This window comes from Staphylococcus haemolyticus (assembly GCF_006094395.1).
In the GTDB taxonomy this organism is placed as follows: domain Bacteria; phylum Bacillota; class Bacilli; order Staphylococcales; family Staphylococcaceae; genus Staphylococcus; species Staphylococcus haemolyticus.
Genome location: NZ_CP035291.1, coordinates 527,209 through 545,757 on the forward strand (window position 1 = coordinate 527,209; position 18,549 = coordinate 545,757).

Sequence of the window (18,549 nt, forward strand, 5' to 3'; positions counted from 1 at the left end):
GTATATCTAATACACTTAAATTGTACAATATATTATTCAGATAGAATACCTGTCGTAATATCAAACCTTTAGCTAAAAATATCAATCTTTTTACTTCATTTAAAATTTAGTGAAAAAGAAAGAGACCCACCTTACTCTCCAGTTAAGATGCGTCTCTAACGAATTTTATCAGTTGAGAGCTTATTATACCCCTCATACATCAGATCGATCTAATGTGAGTTAATTATAAAGCAAACATAATGGCACCCGTTATCAAAAAATGGACAGAAAGTATCAATAATTGGTTGATTTCTTAAAATGCAAATTTGCTTTAAAATTCTAACTAAATATATTCAATTTAAGTTATAAAAACTTATACATACTTTTGAATTAGAGGATTGATGAAAATGTAAGTTTTGATAAAATTATAATTAATAAAATAAAAAGGTGTGGGTCTTTTCTATGAAAAAGGTTATAAATGTTGTTGGCGCTATAATTTATTCAGAAGGGAAAATCTTATGTGCACAACGTAGTGAAAACATGTCATTACCATTAATGTGGGAATTTCCAGGTGGCAAAATTGAGCCTGAAGAATCTGAAAAAGAAGCTTTAATCAGAGAAATACAGGAAGAGATGAAATGTGATTTAGTTGTCGGTGACAAAGTGACTACAACTGAACACGAATACGAATTTGGCATTGTAAGATTAACTACTTTTAAGTGTACATTAAATAATCAAATGCCTACGCTAACGGAACACAAAGAAATCAAGTGGTTACATGCTGGTGAGTTAAAAACACTTCAATGGGCACCAGCAGATATTCCAGCAGTAGAAATGATTTCAACTGGTGAAGAATAATGCCTAATAATATAGTAGATAGTTTAAAGCAGTCATTGAATAAAGGTTTTATAGATAAAAACGTTGTTCACGAAGGTAATTTGAATCCCAAAATATTAATAAATAATAAAAATCAAAACGTATTAACAACTATTTTAAATGAGTTAAACAAATGTAATACATTTTATATATCAGTAGCGTTTATTACTGAAAGTGGGTTAGCAAGTATTAAATCAGCACTCTATGATTTAAATAAAAAAGGAATTTCAGGAAAGTTAATTACTTCTAATTATTTAGGATTTAATACCCCTAAAATGTATAAAGAATTATTGAAACTAAACAATGTTGAAGTACGCTTAACAGACATTGAGGGCTTTCATGCGAAAGGATATATATTTGACCATGATAATTATTCTTCTATGATCATTGGGAGCTCTAACCTGACATCAACTGCAATGAAAGTAAATTATGAACATAATGTTTTGTTGTCAACTCATAAAAATGGCGATTTAATACATAACGTAAGGTATCAATTTGAAGAATTATGGGATAACAGTATACCTTTAGATGAGAAATGGATTGAAGACTATGAATTATCATTTAGTCCGAAACTCTATAAAAATTTATTTGAAATCAATAGTGAGCAAAACACATTATTAAACAAATTTAATAAAACCAATGAAATAAAACCAAACATCATGCAAGAAGAAGCTTTGATGTCTCTAAGACAATTAAGAGCATCAGGTGAACATAAAGGGTTAGTTATATCGGCTACTGGAACTGGTAAAACTATTTTATGTGCATTGGATGTAAGGAATTATAAGCCTACTAAATTTTTATTTATTGTTCATAATGAGAGTATTTTAAAGAAAGCTCGCCAAGAATTTATAAAAGTATTTCCTCATGAAAGTCCACAAGAGTTTGGTTTATATACAGGTACTCAAAAAGAACAAAAAGCAAAATATGTTTTTGCAACTATTCAATCTTTAAGTAGAAATGATAATTACAAAAACTTTAAAAAAGACGCATTCGATTATATAGTTTTTGATGAAGCGCATCGAACTGATGCTAAAACATATCAAATTATTTTTAATTATTTTAATCCTGATTTTATGTTAGGTATGACAGCAACTCCAGAGAGAACAGATGATGGAAATATATTCAAATTATTTGATAATAATATTGCATATGAAATTCGATTACCTAAAGCCTTGGAAAGCAAAATACTTTGCCCATTTCATTATTATGGAGTTACCGATTATGTACATAATGGCATAGAAAGTGATGATTTTACTGATTTAAAAGATTTAACTTCTGAAGAAAGGGTTAGTCACATAGTTGAAAAAGCAAACTATTACGGTTTTTCAGGTGATACATTAAGAGGGTTGATATTCGTTAGTAGAAAAGAAGAGGCTATTGAAATAGCAGAGATGTTGACAGCTAGAAATATTCCAAGCAAGTCATTGATTGGTAGTGACACCCCGAATAAAAGGATGAAAGTAACAAATGAATTAATTAATGGGGAAATTAAATATATCGTCACAGTCAACTTATTCAATGAAGGTATAGACATTCCAGAAGTGAATCAAATTTTAATGTTAAGAGGTACACAATCTAGTATTATATTTATTCAACAGTTAGGTAGAGGATTGAGAAAAAGTTCTGAAAAAGAATATGTTACAATCATAGATTTTATAGGTAACTATAAAAATAACTATCTTATTCCAATAGCTTTGTCAGACAATCAATCTCAAAATAAAAATGCATATCGTGAGTTTTTAAGTAACCCTAATAAAATAGAAGGTATATCTACGATTAATTTTGAAGAAATCGCTAAGAAAAAAATCTATGATTCTATAGATAATGCTAAATTAAATAGTGTAAAAATTATTATTGATGCATATAAAACTGTTGAAGAACGAATAGGTCATATACCAATGCTTATGGACTATATTGAACAAAATTCGATTGACCCTCAGGTTATTTTATCTAAATTTAGCAGTTATCATGAATTTTTAAAGAAATATAAATATACGCAAATGGAACTCTCAGATGATGCAACAAAAAATTTATGTTTCTTAACAAGAGAAATATCACCTGGATTAAAAAATTCGGATTATTTAGTACTTGAATATATAATCAATAAAGGTCAAATAGGTGAAGAAATATATGATGAATTGAATCATCTTAATAATGAGGATATTAAAACTTCTTTAAAAATATTAACATTAGAATATTTTGGTCAAGCAGAACATGCGAGATATGGTAGTCCAATTATAACTAAGAATGGAAATAAATATATTTTGAGTGCTTCATTTAAAAAACATTTGGCAGATATGCAATATCAATTATATGTAGACGATTTAATTAGTTTAGCTAAATATTATAATGAGAAGTTTCAAAATTCAGGGAATGACTTAATCCTTTATAGTCAATATTCGAGATTAGATTTTCTAAAATTAGTAAACTGGAGAAATGATGAAAAAAATATGAGTAATAACATTTATGGTTATAGAGTGTTAGATGATCATATTCCAGTATTTATTACATATAAAAAATCTGAAGATATAGAAGATAATATTAAATATGAAGATCATTTTATAAGTCAAGATGAATTAGCTTGGGTTTCAAGAGCAAATGCATCATTAAAAAGTAATGAAATACAAGATATTATTAACCATAAAGAGCAAAATAAAAAAGTTTATATTTTTGTAAAGAAAAGTGATGCTGAAGGAAGACTTCATTATTATTTAGGAGAAGCAGAATACATCCAAGGAACAGCTAAAGAAGAAATTCGAGATATTGGTGATAGAGTAGTAACAATGAATTTTACTATGAAGACATCAATTAGAGATGATATATATAGATATATTGTAGAAGAATAAAATTAACGATCACCATAGTGTAATTAGTCAGATTTTAAATTGCACTATGGTGTCTTTTATTATTTTGAATATATAATAATATATGTAATATACATAATGATTAGAGGGATTCAAGATGATAAAAGATATAAAAAATGTTTTGAATTTGATAAAAATGAAAAATAGTGAGGATGTCAGAACGAATAAAGATTGGGACCTAAGTGACAAGTATTCATCAATTATTGAAGAATTATTGCCCAAACAGCTAGAAAATTTATCTTATAATAAAGACCTTTCAACTACTGGAAGTGTTGGAAAGGGAAATTATAGTATGGTTCCATGGGTTACTACCTTTAACACTAATATAACTAAAAGCACTCAAAAAGGTTACTACATTGTTTATTTATTTCACCCCGAAGGCAAAGAGGTATATCTCTCTTTAAATCAAGGTTGGAGCGAAATTAAAGAAAAAACTTTGGGTGTGAAAAAAGCTAAAGAAAAAGCACTTGCCCTTTCCAAGTATTTAGCGTCATATCTGGATGATAATAACTTTGAAGTAGGTAGATTTTATTATTCAAATAATAAGGATAGTAAATATGATAAATCGGATTTGCCAAGTGGATATGCTCACGGTTCAATTATTTATAAGTATTATGATTTTGAGACTGAAGTGTATACCGAGGATATGATGATTTCAGACTACAAAGAAATGATTAAATTACTTAACGGATTAGTAAATAAAATTAATATAAATGAATATAACGCTTTATTATTAAATATTAATGAAATAGTAACAATAATAGAGACTAAAGAACTTAATGAAAGTATTAATGAAAATAAAAATATTCAAATGTCTCAAATAGATAAGCCCAAAGCTTCCACATATGCAAAAAAATATAAGACCTCTACTAAAAAACAAACTGATGACGACATTGAAAAAGCCCATAAAGAAAACAAAATAACGGGACAAATTGGAGAAAAATTAGCTTATCAATATTTTATGAATTTAATTGAAAAAAATATATCTGATAAAAATTTACAAGAACAATTTATTAATACAATTGATACATCTATGGGTGAACTGCACGGATATGGATATGACATGACTGCTTTTGATCCTCAAAATTTAGATAGTCCAGTTGAAAAATATATTGAAATTAAAGCCACTAAATCTAAAAAAGAGGATGAACCTTTTTACTTATCATTAAATGAAATATATGCCATGTATGAGAACCCTCAAAAATATTTGATATTCAGAATTATAGGATTAAATAGTAAAACACCTAAGTTTTATATTATTGATCCATATGAAAACCATGATGAATTTGAAAGTGTAGAGGATTTAATAGAGAAAGTCTTTAATGCCGAGTGTATTCAATTTAAAATATTTAATGTTAAACCATAGAATATACATCATAGTTAAGAGGGATAACATAAAAGTATAATTACCTGAACCTAAGCGCTTTAACGCATTGTGAGTAGTTCTTAGATAGATAACGTAGCGAAGTTATAAGAATCCTAGCGGAAAAGAAAGTGTCTCAAGACTACAGGCTTGAGCCTTTGCCGCAGGAAAGCGAAATAACTTAAGTAAGTGAATATCTATCTAAGAACTACTTTATAGCCCCCTAGGCAAGTATATCGACTTAAGTGAAATATAAATCCTTTTATATTCCACATACATAAATTCCTTCAATAGCTTTCATTTTCAAAAAAGTGAACTATTTGTGAAAAGTATCACAAAAGACTTTAAAAATTTTTAAAAGGGTGTATGATAAGAATTGTAAGGAATAAGTAATGGGAAGTGATACTGATGAGAAAAGTAATTGAAGAAGTTGTTTTTTCTGATGAAGGCAGTTACGACATTTATTTGAAAACTGGTGTTAATCAAGGAATGATCGGTGATATTAAAGATGGCTACTTGACTATCGATTCAATTCCATATATTGATGCAGAACGACTATATTACTATGGACTCGAACGTAAAACACTCGTTACAAATTAATACAAATTGAATGGCCTCCTATTAACATTCAAGAACCTTATATGCCTTCGTTGGTGAGCAGTCGAAGGCATACCATAAATATACCCCTAATCATTCTGGAATAATGTGTTGAAAGCCCGTATCTTACCATAGAGATACGGGCTTCAGTGTATTACAAATCTTTGAAATTCTTCTTAACTTCATTATATTGATATTCTTGATTATATAACTTAAACTTGTAGCCTTCTTGACTAGAGAATGGCATTCTTACACGTGGAATTTGGTCCAATTGTGCGATAAATTCTCTCTCTTGGCGTGTACGTTGATTCACACTCATCTCCATCCATTCTTCTTCACTATATAAATCGATGAAATGAAATGAGAAACTTGTTCTACTCTTTTCAGCGCGTAACGCTTGAATACGTTCTTCAAATGTCATTGTGTATCCTCCTATCTTTCTATATGCCCAATGATTTAATTACATATATTAACTTTAATACGTTTTCATAAAGATTACAATTCATCTTAGTATTTTCATAATAATATTTCCTGGGAATTGTCTTAAAGGTTTAATGCATTTTAAATAAGGTAATGTATTTTATGAATCTAAAGTAAAGGATGAAGTGAAATGACAGAATTAAACGGACGAGTAGCAATTATTACCGGTGCAAGTAGTGGTATCGGAGCAGCAACAGCAAAAGCACTTGAGAAGCAAGGTGTTAAAGTCGTATTAGCAGGACGTAGTCATGATAAATTGAATACGGTAGCAAAAGATATGAATGAAGACAATATACACATTGTACCTACAGATGTGACAAACCAAGTAGAAGTAGATGCATTAGTAGCAAAAGCCATCGATGTATTTGGACACGTGGATATCTTCGTAAATTGTGCAGGTGTCATGCGTTCATCAAAAATCACAGACTATCAAGTTGAGTCATGGGATTCAATGGTTGATACGAATATTAAAGGACTTCTATACAGTCTCAATGCGATATTACCTAAGTTTGAAGCACAGGGGTCAGGACATGTAGTCAATTTAGCATCTATATCTGCGAATGAAGTATCTAAAGAAAGTGCATTATATAGTGCTACAAAATCTGCTGTACTGATGATTTTTAATGGCTTAGAAAAAGAATTAGCAAAAACAGGGATTAAAACAACAAGCATATTACCAGGAATGGTAGATACACCAATGACAGAACGCAGTAACTTTGGTGGTCGTAAGAAACTAGATCCTGAAAATATTGCAGATGCGATTGTTTACGCATTAACACAACCTGCACATGTTAATGTGAACGAAGTGACAGTACGACCAGTGTAGTAGCTTATAGAGAGGCTAGGACATTAAGTACTTGGATAGTGTAAAATTATTTTAAAATGGTACACTCATATTGAAGGACGATAGTGGGGATAACTAAGATTTAGAGGAGTGACAAAGATGGAGAAACGTCTTTATAACTTATTAGAATTATTAGTTAGCTATAATACGGAGAGTCCACCTGGACGTAATACAGACCCTTTGCAAGATGAGATTGAAGAATTATTAAAAGCACTTGGATTTAGTATTCAACGGGAACAACTTTATATGAATGATAGTGTCATTGTCGCGACTTTGAAGGGGAGTAACCCTTCCGCACCTAAACTTATATTAAATGGCCATGTAGATGTGGCATCAGTAGATGATGATTCAAACTGGACGTATCCGCCATTTGAATTAACCCAATTGGATGACTGGCTTTATGGTCGTGGAGTAAGTGATATGAAAGGTGGTATGGCGTCATTATTTTATGTTCTTGAAAAGTTACATCAAGAAGGACGCCAACCTAAAGGTGATATTATTGTGCAATCGGTTGTAGGAGAAGAAGTAGGTGAAGCAGGTACGAAACTTGCTTGTGAAATTGGACCTAAAGCTGATCTAGCACTCGTGTTAGACACAAGTGAGAATATGGCGCTTGGTCAAGGTGGTGTGATTACCGGCTGGATTACCGTGAAAAGTAAAAATACCATTCATGACGGTGCGCGGAGTCAAACTATCCATGCTGGTGGTGGGCTATTTGGTGCGAGTGCCATTGAAAAAATGACAAAAATTATTCACGCACTAAACGAATTAGAACAGCACTGGGCTGTAATGAAACATAGTCCAGGTATGCCGCCAGGTGCAAATACCATTAACCCGGCAGTGATTGAAGGTGGACGCCATCCAGCATTCATTGCAGATGAATGTCGTTTATGGATAACGGTTCATTATTTGCCAAACGAGCGATATGAAGATGTAGTTGCAGAAATAGAAGATTACTTGAATCGTGTGGCTGAGGCTGATATTTGGCTTCGAGAGAATCCATTGAAGTTTGAATGGGGCGGTGAATCAATGATTGAAGATAAAGGTGAAATCTTCCCTAGCTTCACCATACCTACTGAACATCCTGGATTTAAACAATTACAGTCAGCACATCAAACTGTTCATGGAACGGATTTAAAGCATGGTATGAGTACGACTGTAACTGATGGTGGTTGGACAGCACACTTTGGTATACCAACTATTTTATACGGGCCTGGTAGTTTAGAAGAAGCACATAGCGTCGATGAGAAGATAGAAGCATCAGAACTACAAACCTATAGTGATGTTCTCTACCAATTCTTAAATCATTGGTACGATCACCCTGAAAAATAAAATTGTTTACAAAAATAAAGGCAATGGTCATGAGCGACCAATGCCTATTTTATATGTTATTTCTTTAATGAACGACGAATACGATTCATCCAATTCGCACGACGTTTAGATACAACTGGCATACCTGATGGTTGAGCTGAACGTTTTTTAAGTTCTTGTCCATATTTAATTGCTTCTTGCATTAAATAGACTTGTGAATTTAACGGTGATAAGTTATTTTCCACATAGTGATAATGACCATGTTCATCTTGGTAGCGTCCTTTTTGATTATCAGATAATTGTAAGTCCATGAAGTCGACTAGGCGTTTTCCAATTTCTTTATCTTCAACTGGGAATAAGATTTCTACACGTTTAATCATGTTACGTGTCATTACATCAGCTGATGATAAATAGATGCGTTCATCTCCATTGTTATGGAAGTAATAAATACGAGAGTGCTCTAGTAAACGACCTACGATACTTACCACTTCAATATTCTCACTTATACCAGGAATACCTGGTTTTAAGCAACAGATACCACGAATAATGAGTTGAATCTTCACACCGGCTTGTGATGCTTCGAATAACTTTTCAATGATGGCTTTATCAGTAAGTGAGTTCATCTTCATCATAATCTTACCGTTGCCATGTTGAAGGTGACTGCTAATCTCTTTATCTATGCGATCGATAAAGACATCACGAATATCAAATGGTGCTACGATTAATTTATTATATTCTGGTTTTACTGAGTACCCACTTAAATAATTGAAGAAGTTAATGGCATCTTCTGCAATTTGTTCATTTGTAGTGATAATACCCATATCTGTATAGAGTTTCGCAGTCTTGTCGTTATAGTTACCTGTTCCTAAGTGAATGAATGATGTTAATTCGCCACCAATACGTTTAACGACTAAAGCGATTTTACTGTGTGTCTTAAGATGTGTCATACCATATATAACGTGACAACCTGCATCTTCTAACATGCGTGCCCAGTGTACGTTGTTTTCTTCATCGAAGCGTGCTTTCAATTCTACAAGTACGGTTACTTGTTTACCTTTTTCAGCAGCTTCTTTCAAACTCTTAATAATAGGTGAGTCTTTACTAACGCGATACAATGTCTGTTTAATCGCTATTGTATTAGGATCGTCTGCAGCTTCGCGAATAAAGTCAACAATCGGTTCGAAAGATTCGTATGGGTGATGGAAGAAGATATCACGTTTTAATGCAAGTTCATATAAATTATTATTGCCTAAAGAACGTGGAATCTGTGGTGAATATTTTTCATAAGTTAAATAGTTTAATTTATGAGATAGGTGATCGACTAAGCCGAAAATAAATGTTAAGTCTAATGGTCCATTTAAGAAATAAACATCTTGCTTATCAACTTCCAATGTTTCGATAAGCCAGTCTAAATCATCTGGGTTTGCAGTACGACCATCAACTTCTAGACGTACAGCTGAACCACTCTTACGTTCTTTAAGGAAACGTTCGATTTCGATAAGTAAGTCTTCAGCGCCATCCTCATGTATCGTTAAATCGGCATTTCTTGTGATTCTGAATGTGAAGGTATTTAATACTTCATAACCTGTAAATAAATAATTGATAAAATATGTGATGACGTCTTCAACCATGACGACATATTGTTTAGCACCTTCATTATAAGTTAAGAATCTTGGAATGAGTGACGGGATTTGAACGATTGCTGAGTTGATTGCATCTTCAGTATCAATATCTACGAAGATATTTAAACTTTTATTGTTAAGTTTAGGGAAAGGATGATACGCATCAATGCCAAGTGGTGTCAACGTTGGTAAAATTGTTAACTTGAAATCTCTTTCCAATTTGCTTAACAAAGGTTCAGATAATTCGTGTGGTTCACACATCACTATTTCATAATCTTGAAGTTCAGTCATTAATTCGTTATAACGTTCATATTGTGTATCAACATATTTTTTAGCTTTTTCTTGGATGGCATCAACTTGTTCCTGTGGTGTCATTTGTGCTTTGTTTTCTGGTTTATCGTAGCCCATCTTAACTTGGTCTTTTAACCCTGCAACACGAACCATGAAGAACTCATCTAAGTTAGAACTAAAAATAGATATAAAGTTTAATTTTTCTAGTAGCGGATTATTTTTATCATATGCTTCTTGAAGTACGCGATAGTTGAAATCAAGCCAACTTAGTTCGCGGTTGTTGTAGTATTGCGGTAAGCTAATATCATTTTCTCCCAATTGAGTTTGCATTCCAAATACACCTCGTCATTTCCTCAAATATGCGTTATTCTTTTCAATTAGTAAGTAAAAGGCATAATATCCTAACTTTAAGATAGCACACTTGTTTTAAGATTTTGTAAAGATAATGGAAACATTTCCTTTAAGTATCTTTTCAATATGTTTTTTCTGTCTGTTTGCTTGATATTCTTCTGCAATAGGCTCGCCTTCAGTATAATAAACAGTTAATTGATAGTCCTCGTCACCTTTTTTCTTTTTCTTCAATTCAACATCGACCACGAAGCTTGTTTGTGAAATATTTAATGCGTTGATAAATTTAATGATGCCGCCGAGTGCTTGAATTGTATCTACTTCTTTATTGCTAAACCAATCTGTTTCTTTGCAATAGAATTTCAATAGTGATTTATTTTTGAAACTAGCGAGTAACGCTAATTTAACACGGTCTTTATGTGTATAACCGTTAATCATAGAGTTAGCAATGATGTAGTACGTGTGTGGAGAACTTGAATCTGAATCGATAAAGCTACCTAGGTAGTAAATATAAGCGCCTTCTTCAAATAGACGTTGATCGTTATCACTAATGTCTAAATCAGCGATATCAATTAATTGTGATAATAAGGATTTAGCTAATTTAAGACGTGCTTGTGAACTAACATCTTCAATCTTATATTCGCGTGCTAAGAAATGAATGGATTCTTTACGTACATTATTTTTATCGAAGACATCAGGGTAGCGTTCACGTACTTGCTTCATGACATATCCTTCACGTAAACCGTTTCTAGAGAATGTGAACTGTTTAGCGTCTACAATTTTATACAACGTTTTAAACACTGAAACAGCTGGTAAGATGATGTCTACACGGTCACGACTTAGTCCGTCAAGGTTGGTTAAATCATCGCGATCACTTTTACGAATGATATCAAAGACTTCATCAATATCCTTATTCGTCATTGTATAATTGTGTACACCGCCAATAGGGTATGAATGTTCGGCTTGATGGATACGGGCTACATTTCGTGCTGAACCACCGACACCTACAAGTGCAACCTCTTGATCTTTCAACCACTCTAAAGATTCAAATTGTTGAGATAGGAATTTCTCCATATCTTTAATGGCACCTTTGTCGTTATGATCTTTGTCGTTGAAGAACTTTCTTTTAAGTGTTACGACACCAAAAGGGAAACTATGTGATTCAAATAATTCTTTATCTTTAAATAACGTTACTTCAGTTGAACCGCCACCGATGTCGACGGATACTCCGTTTTCAATTTCAGTAGTGTGAGTAATTGCGTAGTAACCATAGTAAGCTTCGTCTTCTTCGGGTACGATTTTAATATCAATACCAACTTCATTTTTAACTTCATTGACAATTTCATCATTGTTTTTAGATTGACGGATTGCGGCAGTAGCAATCGGATGTAATTCAGTTACATTGAATTTATCAGACACAGATTTAAAGCTGTGTAATGCATCAATGAGTACTTTTATGCCTTCTTTACTCATTTTATTATCTTTAGTGAGATATTGGCTTAGTCGAGCAGGCGTCTTAATGTTGAGCAATTCATTAATTCCTGATTCTTTATTAAAGTTAAAAATAACTAATCTGATAGTATTTGATCCAATATCTACTAAACCTATTCGTTCTTCCATCGTGTCCTCCTAAATGACTAGAATAATGTTGATTAAAATACACTTCTATACCTTTATTTTACCGTAATATAACACTTTGAAAAAGGGAGACTGCTATAAATATTTAGTAATAAGTAAAAATTTTGTAAGGGATTACATAAAAATAAACCTCCTCGAAGATAGAGGAGGTTTATGTACATATCTAGTATAAAATATTGTGAATAATGGTGATATTATTTCGGAATTTTAACAGGTCCACCTGGTCCTAATGGAATACCTAGTAAGTACCAAGCGATAACGAATAATGTCCATACGACACCTAACGCAAAGGTGTATGGCATTAAACTTGAAAGTAGGGAACCTAGTTTCATATTTTTATCATACTTTTGCGCGTAAGATAGAACGAGTGGCATATAAGGCATCATCGGAGTGATTGGGTTTGTAATTGAATCACCAACACGATAAATCATTTGAGTAAATGCAGGATGATAACCTAGTAAAATCATCATCGGTACAAAGATTGGAGCCAAAATACCCCATTTTGCTGATGCACTACCAATGATTAAATTAATCAAACCACTAAGAATAATGATGCCTATGATAAGTACGATACCATTTTGATGTTGAAGTAATTTGGCGCCATAGACTGATACAATAATACCAAGATTACTCCATTGTAAGAACGCTAATAATTGAGCTGCAAAGAATACGATTAATATGAAAGACCCCATTGAACCAAGAGAGTCACTAATCATACTACCTAAATCTTTCGAGTTCTTGATTTGTTTACTCAAAATGCCATAGACCATACCAGGAATTAAGAAAATAACAAGAATTACTAAACCAACCCCATTAATTAAAGGGGAGTCGTCAATAAGACTGCCTGTTTTCGCGTTTCTTAACCAACTTCCTTCTGGAATACAACAAATGATTAGGGCAACAATCAGTAAAAGAAATGACATGTTCGCCCAGAACAATGCTTTCTTTTCAGTTGGCGTAATATGAGATGACGTTTCCTCTTCTTCATCATAATTTGCTTGACTCGCATCATATTCACCTAAACGTGGTATAACAACCTTTGTTGTAGTGAAATAGATAACAGGAAGTACTAAGATGACACTTGCGGCAATAAAGTACCAGTTCATAGCCACATTAATCTTGACGCTATCTGAAACAATCTTCGTCGCTGGTTCAGTAAAGGCATAGACTAATGCATCTTGCATACCAATTAAAAAGTTTGCACCAAAACCACCTAATGAAGAAGCATAGGCCATTGCAAGACCGGCGATTGGGTGATAGCCAATCTTAATAAAGATCATTGCAGCAAGTGGGGGTAAGATGACTGTTGCTGCATCCCCAGCTAGACTTCCTAATATCCCAATTAAAATGATAGTCGGTACAATGATTTGATTTGAAGCTCGGTTAACAACTGAAATCATTAACTTATCAAAATATCCTGATTTCTCAGCAGCACCGACACCAATCATCACTGCTAATACAAGTCCTAGTGCAGGAAATTCAGAAAAGTTCTTAACGGCATCATTCATAATCATAGCGATACCTTCAGTACTAAGAATACTCTTTATATGTATGGTTTCTCCATTCCCTGGATGTTTCACTGATACGTCAAAAAGAGACACAATCCAAGTGATAACGGCTAAGCCAACACACATTAAGAAGAAAAGCATTGCAGGGTCTGGTAATTTATTACCAGCTTTTTCAACACCATTTAGAAATTTATTAACTAAAGATGTTCTTTCTTTTGTATTAGTGGTCATAAAATGCCCCCCTTTGTTAGTTAACTCAAAGTATAACAAACTGATTTTTAAAATATAGCAATTTTCAGAAATTTAAGTATAAGAATTGGTTATTAATGTGATAAGTACAATAATAATTACTTATTAAATAAGATTGGAATTAAATTGTGTGATGAAGCGCTATCATTATGAGCATAAGGTTTGAGGGTGTTTGAAGTGTGGAAGATAAATATTGTATAGATGAGTTAAATTTCATTAAAGAAATTTGAAAATAGGAGTGAAAGCCGTTATGAAACGTTTAGAAAATAAAATTGCAGTCATCACTGGTGCAAGTACAGGTATCGGTCAAGCATCAGCAAAAGCCTTGGCTAATGAAGGTGCACATGTACTAGCCCTTGATATTTCGGATGAATTAGAAAAAACGGTTGAAGAAATAAATCATAATGGAGGTAAAGCTACTGCGTATAAAGTAGACATCTCAGATGATAAACAAGTCCAAGACTTTGCGGATAAAGCTAGAGATGAGTATGGGCGTGTAGATGTTATCTTTAATAATGCGGGTGTAGATAATAGCGCAGGCCGAATCCACGAGTATCCTGTTGAAGTATTCGATAAAATTATGGCAGTGGATATGAGAGGTACATTCTTAGTAACCAAATTCTTATTACCGTTAATGATGGAACAAGGCGGTTCTATTATTAATACGGCATCATTCTCAGGACAAGCGGCCGACTTATATCGTTCTGGATATAACGCTGCCAAAGGTGCAGTCATTAACTTTACGAAATCTATCGCTATTGAATATGGTCGTGAGAATATTCGTGCGAATGCTATTGCACCAGGAACAATTGAAACACCATTAGTAGACAATTTAGCTGGTACTTCAGAAGATGAAGCGGGTAAAACGTTCCGCGATAATCAAAAATGGGTCACTCCATTAGGTCGATTAGGTAAACCTGAAGAGGTAGGTAAACTTGTTGCATTTCTAGCATCTGACGATAGTTCATTTATTACTGGTGAAACGGTTCGAATTGATGGTGGTGTTATGGCTTATACTTGGCCAGGAGAAATGTTAAGTGATGATAGATGGAAGAATTCAGTAGAATAGCAATTAATTGTAATAGTTAAATTAAAATGAAGGTTAATATTATAACCCCAGTCTATGGCAGTAGACTAGGGTTTAGTGACGTCAAATGACGTTAATCTTCATTATATTAAGCACACCACACACTAGTGTGAGAATGCGATATTTTGATGATATGACTTAAACTATCAAATTCATAATATTTTAACTAGTAACTTACCATTTTATTCTCTCATAAGCATCATCATTTAGTGAACGAACGATTTCAGTTACAAGGCGTACTGAATTTTCATAATCATCTGTGTGGAGTACTGACACATTTGAATGCATATAACGTAAGGCAACGCCAATAGAAATTGTAGGTATACCTTCATTTGCAACATGGATACTTCCTGCATCTGTACCACCGCCAGCTGTTGTATCCCATTGCACAGTAATGTAATGTCTTCTTGCAACTTCTTTAATATGTTGACGTAAGCCTTGATGTGCAACATTAGATGCATCCATTAAGATTACTACAGGACCATTTCCTAAAGTCGTCTCACTTCCAAGGTTGTTCATTCCTGGTGTATCGTATGCGACTGCAACATCCACTGCAATAGCGAGGTCAGGTTTGATTTTATTAGCAGCAACTTTAGCACCACGCAATCCAACTTCTTCTTGCACAGTTGCCCCTGCATATAAATCTACACCGATTTGTTCGTCTTTAAGTCTTTTTAAAACATCGATTGCAAGTGCACAACCGTAGCGATTATCGAATGCCTTAGCAGTTAAATATTTGCCATTCGCTAATTCTTCAAATTCACTATAAGGTGTAATCATATTGCCAACTTCGATACCGTGATTTTCAGCATCTTCTTTACTTCGAACACCGATATCAATGAACATATCTTTAATTTGGACAGGCTTCTTACGTTCTTCTGGATCAAGTACGTGTGGTGGTTTTGAACCGATAAGACCACGGATTTCAGTACCATCATCTGTTGTGATAGTTACTTTTTGAGATAACATGACTTGATTCCACCAACCACCAATAGGTTGGAATTTGATAAATCCATTATTATCGATTTTAGTCACGATAAAGCCAATTTCATCTAAGTGGCCAGCGACCATAAGTGATTTTGTTCCATTGTCACTTGCTTTTTTACCGAAGATACCACCCAAACCATCTTCTATAATTTCATCACTTACAGGCTCTAAATATTCTTTCATCTTTGCCTTTACATTGCGTTCATAACCAGCAATGCCATTTACATCAGTCAATGATTTCAATAATTCAATTGATTCTTTCATAAGCACACACTTCCTAACGTCATTATTTACTATCATTGTAGCATGTAGATTTTTGATTTTCTGAAAAAATTGTTTCTAATAAAAATTATCTGGTAATGATATACGTAATAAGATAAAGTAAATGCTATAATTTAATTGAAAAATGACACAGTGGGAAGTAGATGAGTATGATGAAAAAGTTCTTTGTATTGACGATATTAATGGTGTTAAGTGTAAGTATATTAGGAGCGTGTAGTAAGGAACGCTCTAAGACATATGAAGGTGACATGGAAGGGAAGCATGTATTAACGACATTGTCTTATAAAAAGAATAAAGTAGTAAAACAATCAACGGTAACAACATTAAAATATAATGATTTCGGTATGTCTAAGAAAGAAGCTAAGAAGACGTTCCATGATCATCATCAATTGAAAGACCTTAAAGGTGTATCTTATAGCTTAGAAAATAATCATGAAAAATGGGTTGAAACAATCGATATAAACTATAAAAAAGCAAACATCAAAGAAGTCGAGAAGCACTTCTCTTTAATGGCAACATCTAAAAAAGGCAAAAAGGTCAATATGGAAGGGACCGTTAGAGAATTAAAGAAATTAGGCTTTAAACAAAAAAGTAATATGACAGATGAATAATGAATCATAAAAGCTGTAACAACGAGTAATGCTCAAGTCGTTACAGCTTGTTTTTTATGATTAAATAATGCTAAGTGCATCGTTTAAGTCGTTAATAATATCTTCAGCATTTTCAGTACCTATAGATAGACGAACCATTTCAGGAAGTACACCAGATTGACGCTGTTCTGCTTCAGTCAATTGTTGATGTGTTGTACTTGCAGGGTGGATGACAAGTGATTTAGAGTCTCCTACATTTGCAAGTAATGAGAATAGTTGTAATTTATCTACGAAGCGGGCGATATCTTCCACTGAACCATCCACGCCAAATGTAAGAATAGCACCTTGTCCTTTAGATAGATACTTTTTAGCCAAGCTATGATATTTATTGTTTTCAAGGCCTGGATAATTTACCCAAGTGACTTTAGGATGTTGATCTAAAAATTGAGCAATTTTTAAGGCATTTTCAGAGTGACGTTCCATACGTAGATGTAATGTTTCTAAACCAATTAAAAATTCATGAACATTATAAGGCGATACAGCTGAACCTAAATCACGTAATAATTGAACACGTGCTTTAGTGATGTATGCAGCTTCACCTACATCATTCGTATATGAAATGCCATGATAACTTGGATCAGGTTCGACTAATCCAGGGAACTTACCGTTATCCCAATTAAACTTACCGCTATCAACTATAATGCCGCCTATTGATGTACCATGGCCCCCTATAAATTTAGTAGCTGAATGGATAGCAATATCAGCACCATGTTCAAATGGACGACATAAATAAGGAGAAGCAAAAGTATTATCAATGACAAGTGGTAAACCATTATCGTGAGCAATTTGTGCTACCGCTTCAATATCTAATACATCTATAGCTGGATTACCGATTGTTTCAGCATAAATCGCTCTTGTTTTATCATTAATCGCTGCTTTAAAGTTGTTAGGATCACTAGGGTCAACAAAGTGAACTTTAATACCTAGTTTTGCAAAGGTGATGTTTAATAAGTTATAAGAACCGCCATATAGGTTAGACGATGCTACAATTTCTGAACCAGTTTCCACAATATTAAGTAATGCCAATGTAATAGCAGCTTGACCTGAAGAGGTAGCTAATGCACCAACACCACCTTCTAATTGTGTGATACGAGCTTCAAAGACATTCTGAGTTGGGTTCATAATTCGTGTGTAAATATTACCTGGTTTAGCCAAAGAGAATAGGTCTTGGGCATGTTGCGTATCATCAAAGACATAACTTGATGTTTGGTAAATAGGCACAGCACGTGATTTTGAGAATTCATCGATAACTTGTCCGGCATGAATTGTTTGTGTTTCAAATTTCCAATTTGGATGATTGTCTGTCATAAATATTACCTCCAATCAATAGAATATTCTGATAATTTATTTTTAATTATTATACAGCACTTTAAAATGAAATCAAACTGAATTAGTAGGAATTGAAAGGTAGGGGATAGAATTTCTGAACGATATATATAGGGTGTTCAATAAAATCAAGAAATACTAAGCAAGAGAAGGCACTTGATATAAGCACCTTCTCTTTTTAGTCAGCTATTACGAGTATACGAAATAGCTATAAAATATTATTTTGTCCGAACCTAACCTAAATTTG

The 18,549-nt window shown here is 33.2% G+C and carries 14 protein-coding genes; 8 read left to right on the top strand and 6 right to left on the bottom strand.

Annotation, left to right across the window (positions count from 1 at the left end; all coding sequences use genetic code 11):
- Positions 1-441 precede the first annotated feature (441 nt).
- The 4 genes from EQ029_RS02385 to EQ029_RS02400 all read left to right on the top strand — a co-directional run bounded on the left by EQ029_RS02385 (position 442) and on the right by EQ029_RS02400 (position 5,682).
- Positions 442-837: a (deoxy)nucleoside triphosphate pyrophosphohydrolase gene (locus EQ029_RS02385; protein ID WP_016930782.1), complete on the top strand. Its 396-nt coding sequence runs from the start codon at positions 442-444 to the stop codon at positions 835-837.
- Positions 837-3,701 (top strand): DEAD/DEAH box helicase, encoded by a 2,865-nt coding sequence (locus EQ029_RS02390; RefSeq protein ID WP_057504836.1) that lies wholly within the window; start codon positions 837-839, stop codon positions 3,699-3,701. The genes EQ029_RS02385 and EQ029_RS02390 overlap by 1 nt, the downstream gene beginning before the upstream one ends.
- Before the next feature lie 115 nt (positions 3,702-3,816).
- Entirely contained in the window at positions 3,817-5,085 is a 1,269-nt protein-coding gene (locus EQ029_RS02395) for an MrcB family domain-containing protein (protein ID WP_057504837.1), read from the top strand.
- 405 nt (positions 5,086-5,490) lie between these two features.
- Positions 5,491-5,682: a hypothetical protein gene (locus EQ029_RS02400; RefSeq protein WP_011274908.1), complete on the top strand. Its 192-nt coding sequence runs from the start codon at positions 5,491-5,493 to the stop codon at positions 5,680-5,682.
- Positions 5,683-5,833: 151 nt separating this feature from the next.
- Here the strand turns inward: EQ029_RS02400 and EQ029_RS02405 are convergent, their stop codons facing one another.
- Positions 5,834-6,100: a DUF1413 domain-containing protein gene (locus EQ029_RS02405; RefSeq protein WP_037570701.1), complete on the bottom strand. Its 267-nt coding sequence runs from the start codon at positions 6,098-6,100 to the stop codon at positions 5,834-5,836.
- A gap of 189 nt (positions 6,101-6,289) precedes the next feature.
- On the opposite strand from EQ029_RS02405, the gene EQ029_RS02410 reads away from it, so the two are divergent.
- Both EQ029_RS02410 and EQ029_RS02415 read left to right on the top strand, forming a co-directional pair.
- Entirely contained in the window at positions 6,290-6,985 is a 696-nt protein-coding gene (locus EQ029_RS02410) for an SDR family oxidoreductase (protein ID WP_057504838.1), read from the top strand.
- Positions 6,986-7,102: 117 nt separating this feature from the next.
- Entirely contained in the window at positions 7,103-8,335 is a 1,233-nt protein-coding gene (locus EQ029_RS02415) for an acetylornithine deacetylase (RefSeq protein ID WP_033079737.1), read from the top strand.
- Between the two features lie 56 nt (positions 8,336-8,391).
- On the opposite strand, the gene EQ029_RS02420 is transcribed toward EQ029_RS02415, so the two are convergent.
- The 3 genes from EQ029_RS02420 to EQ029_RS02430 all read right to left on the bottom strand — a co-directional run bounded on the left by EQ029_RS02420 (position 8,392) and on the right by EQ029_RS02430 (position 13,952).
- Positions 8,392-10,557, bottom strand: a complete 2,166-nt coding sequence (locus EQ029_RS02420; protein ID WP_057504839.1) for an RNA degradosome polyphosphate kinase — start codon at positions 10,555-10,557, stop codon at positions 8,392-8,394.
- 96 nt (positions 10,558-10,653) lie between these two features.
- Entirely contained in the window at positions 10,654-12,195 is a 1,542-nt protein-coding gene (gene ppx / locus EQ029_RS02425; RefSeq protein WP_048667778.1) for an exopolyphosphatase, read from the bottom strand.
- Between the two features lie 212 nt (positions 12,196-12,407).
- Positions 12,408-13,952 carry an AbgT family transporter gene (locus EQ029_RS02430; protein ID WP_037570689.1) on the bottom strand — a complete coding sequence of 515 codons (1,545 nt, stop codon included), beginning with the start codon at positions 13,950-13,952 and terminating at the stop codon, positions 12,408-12,410.
- 268 nt (positions 13,953-14,220) lie between these two features.
- Here EQ029_RS02430 and EQ029_RS02435 point away from each other — a divergent pair, with 268 nt between their 5' ends.
- The gene (locus EQ029_RS02435) at positions 14,221-15,039 is read left to right on the top strand and encodes an SDR family oxidoreductase (RefSeq protein WP_016930773.1); all 819 of its coding nucleotides are present in this window, start codon (positions 14,221-14,223) and stop codon (positions 15,037-15,039) included.
- 192 nt (positions 15,040-15,231) lie between these two features.
- On the opposite strand, the gene EQ029_RS02440 is transcribed toward EQ029_RS02435, so the two are convergent.
- Positions 15,232-16,308, bottom strand: a complete 1,077-nt coding sequence (locus EQ029_RS02440) for a M42 family metallopeptidase (RefSeq protein ID WP_049426135.1) — start codon at positions 16,306-16,308, stop codon at positions 15,232-15,234.
- A gap of 167 nt (positions 16,309-16,475) precedes the next feature.
- On the opposite strand from EQ029_RS02440, the gene EQ029_RS02445 reads away from it, so the two are divergent.
- Entirely contained in the window at positions 16,476-16,937 is a 462-nt protein-coding gene (locus tag EQ029_RS02445; protein ID WP_033079732.1) for a YehR family lipoprotein, read from the top strand.
- A 60-nt stretch (positions 16,938-16,997) separates the two neighbouring features.
- Here EQ029_RS02445 and EQ029_RS02450 read toward each other — a convergent pair whose 3' ends face one another.
- Positions 16,998-18,284, bottom strand: a complete 1,287-nt coding sequence (locus tag EQ029_RS02450) for an O-acetylhomoserine aminocarboxypropyltransferase/cysteine synthase family protein (RefSeq protein ID WP_053019513.1) — start codon at positions 18,282-18,284, stop codon at positions 16,998-17,000.
- Positions 18,285-18,549 lie beyond the last annotated feature (265 nt).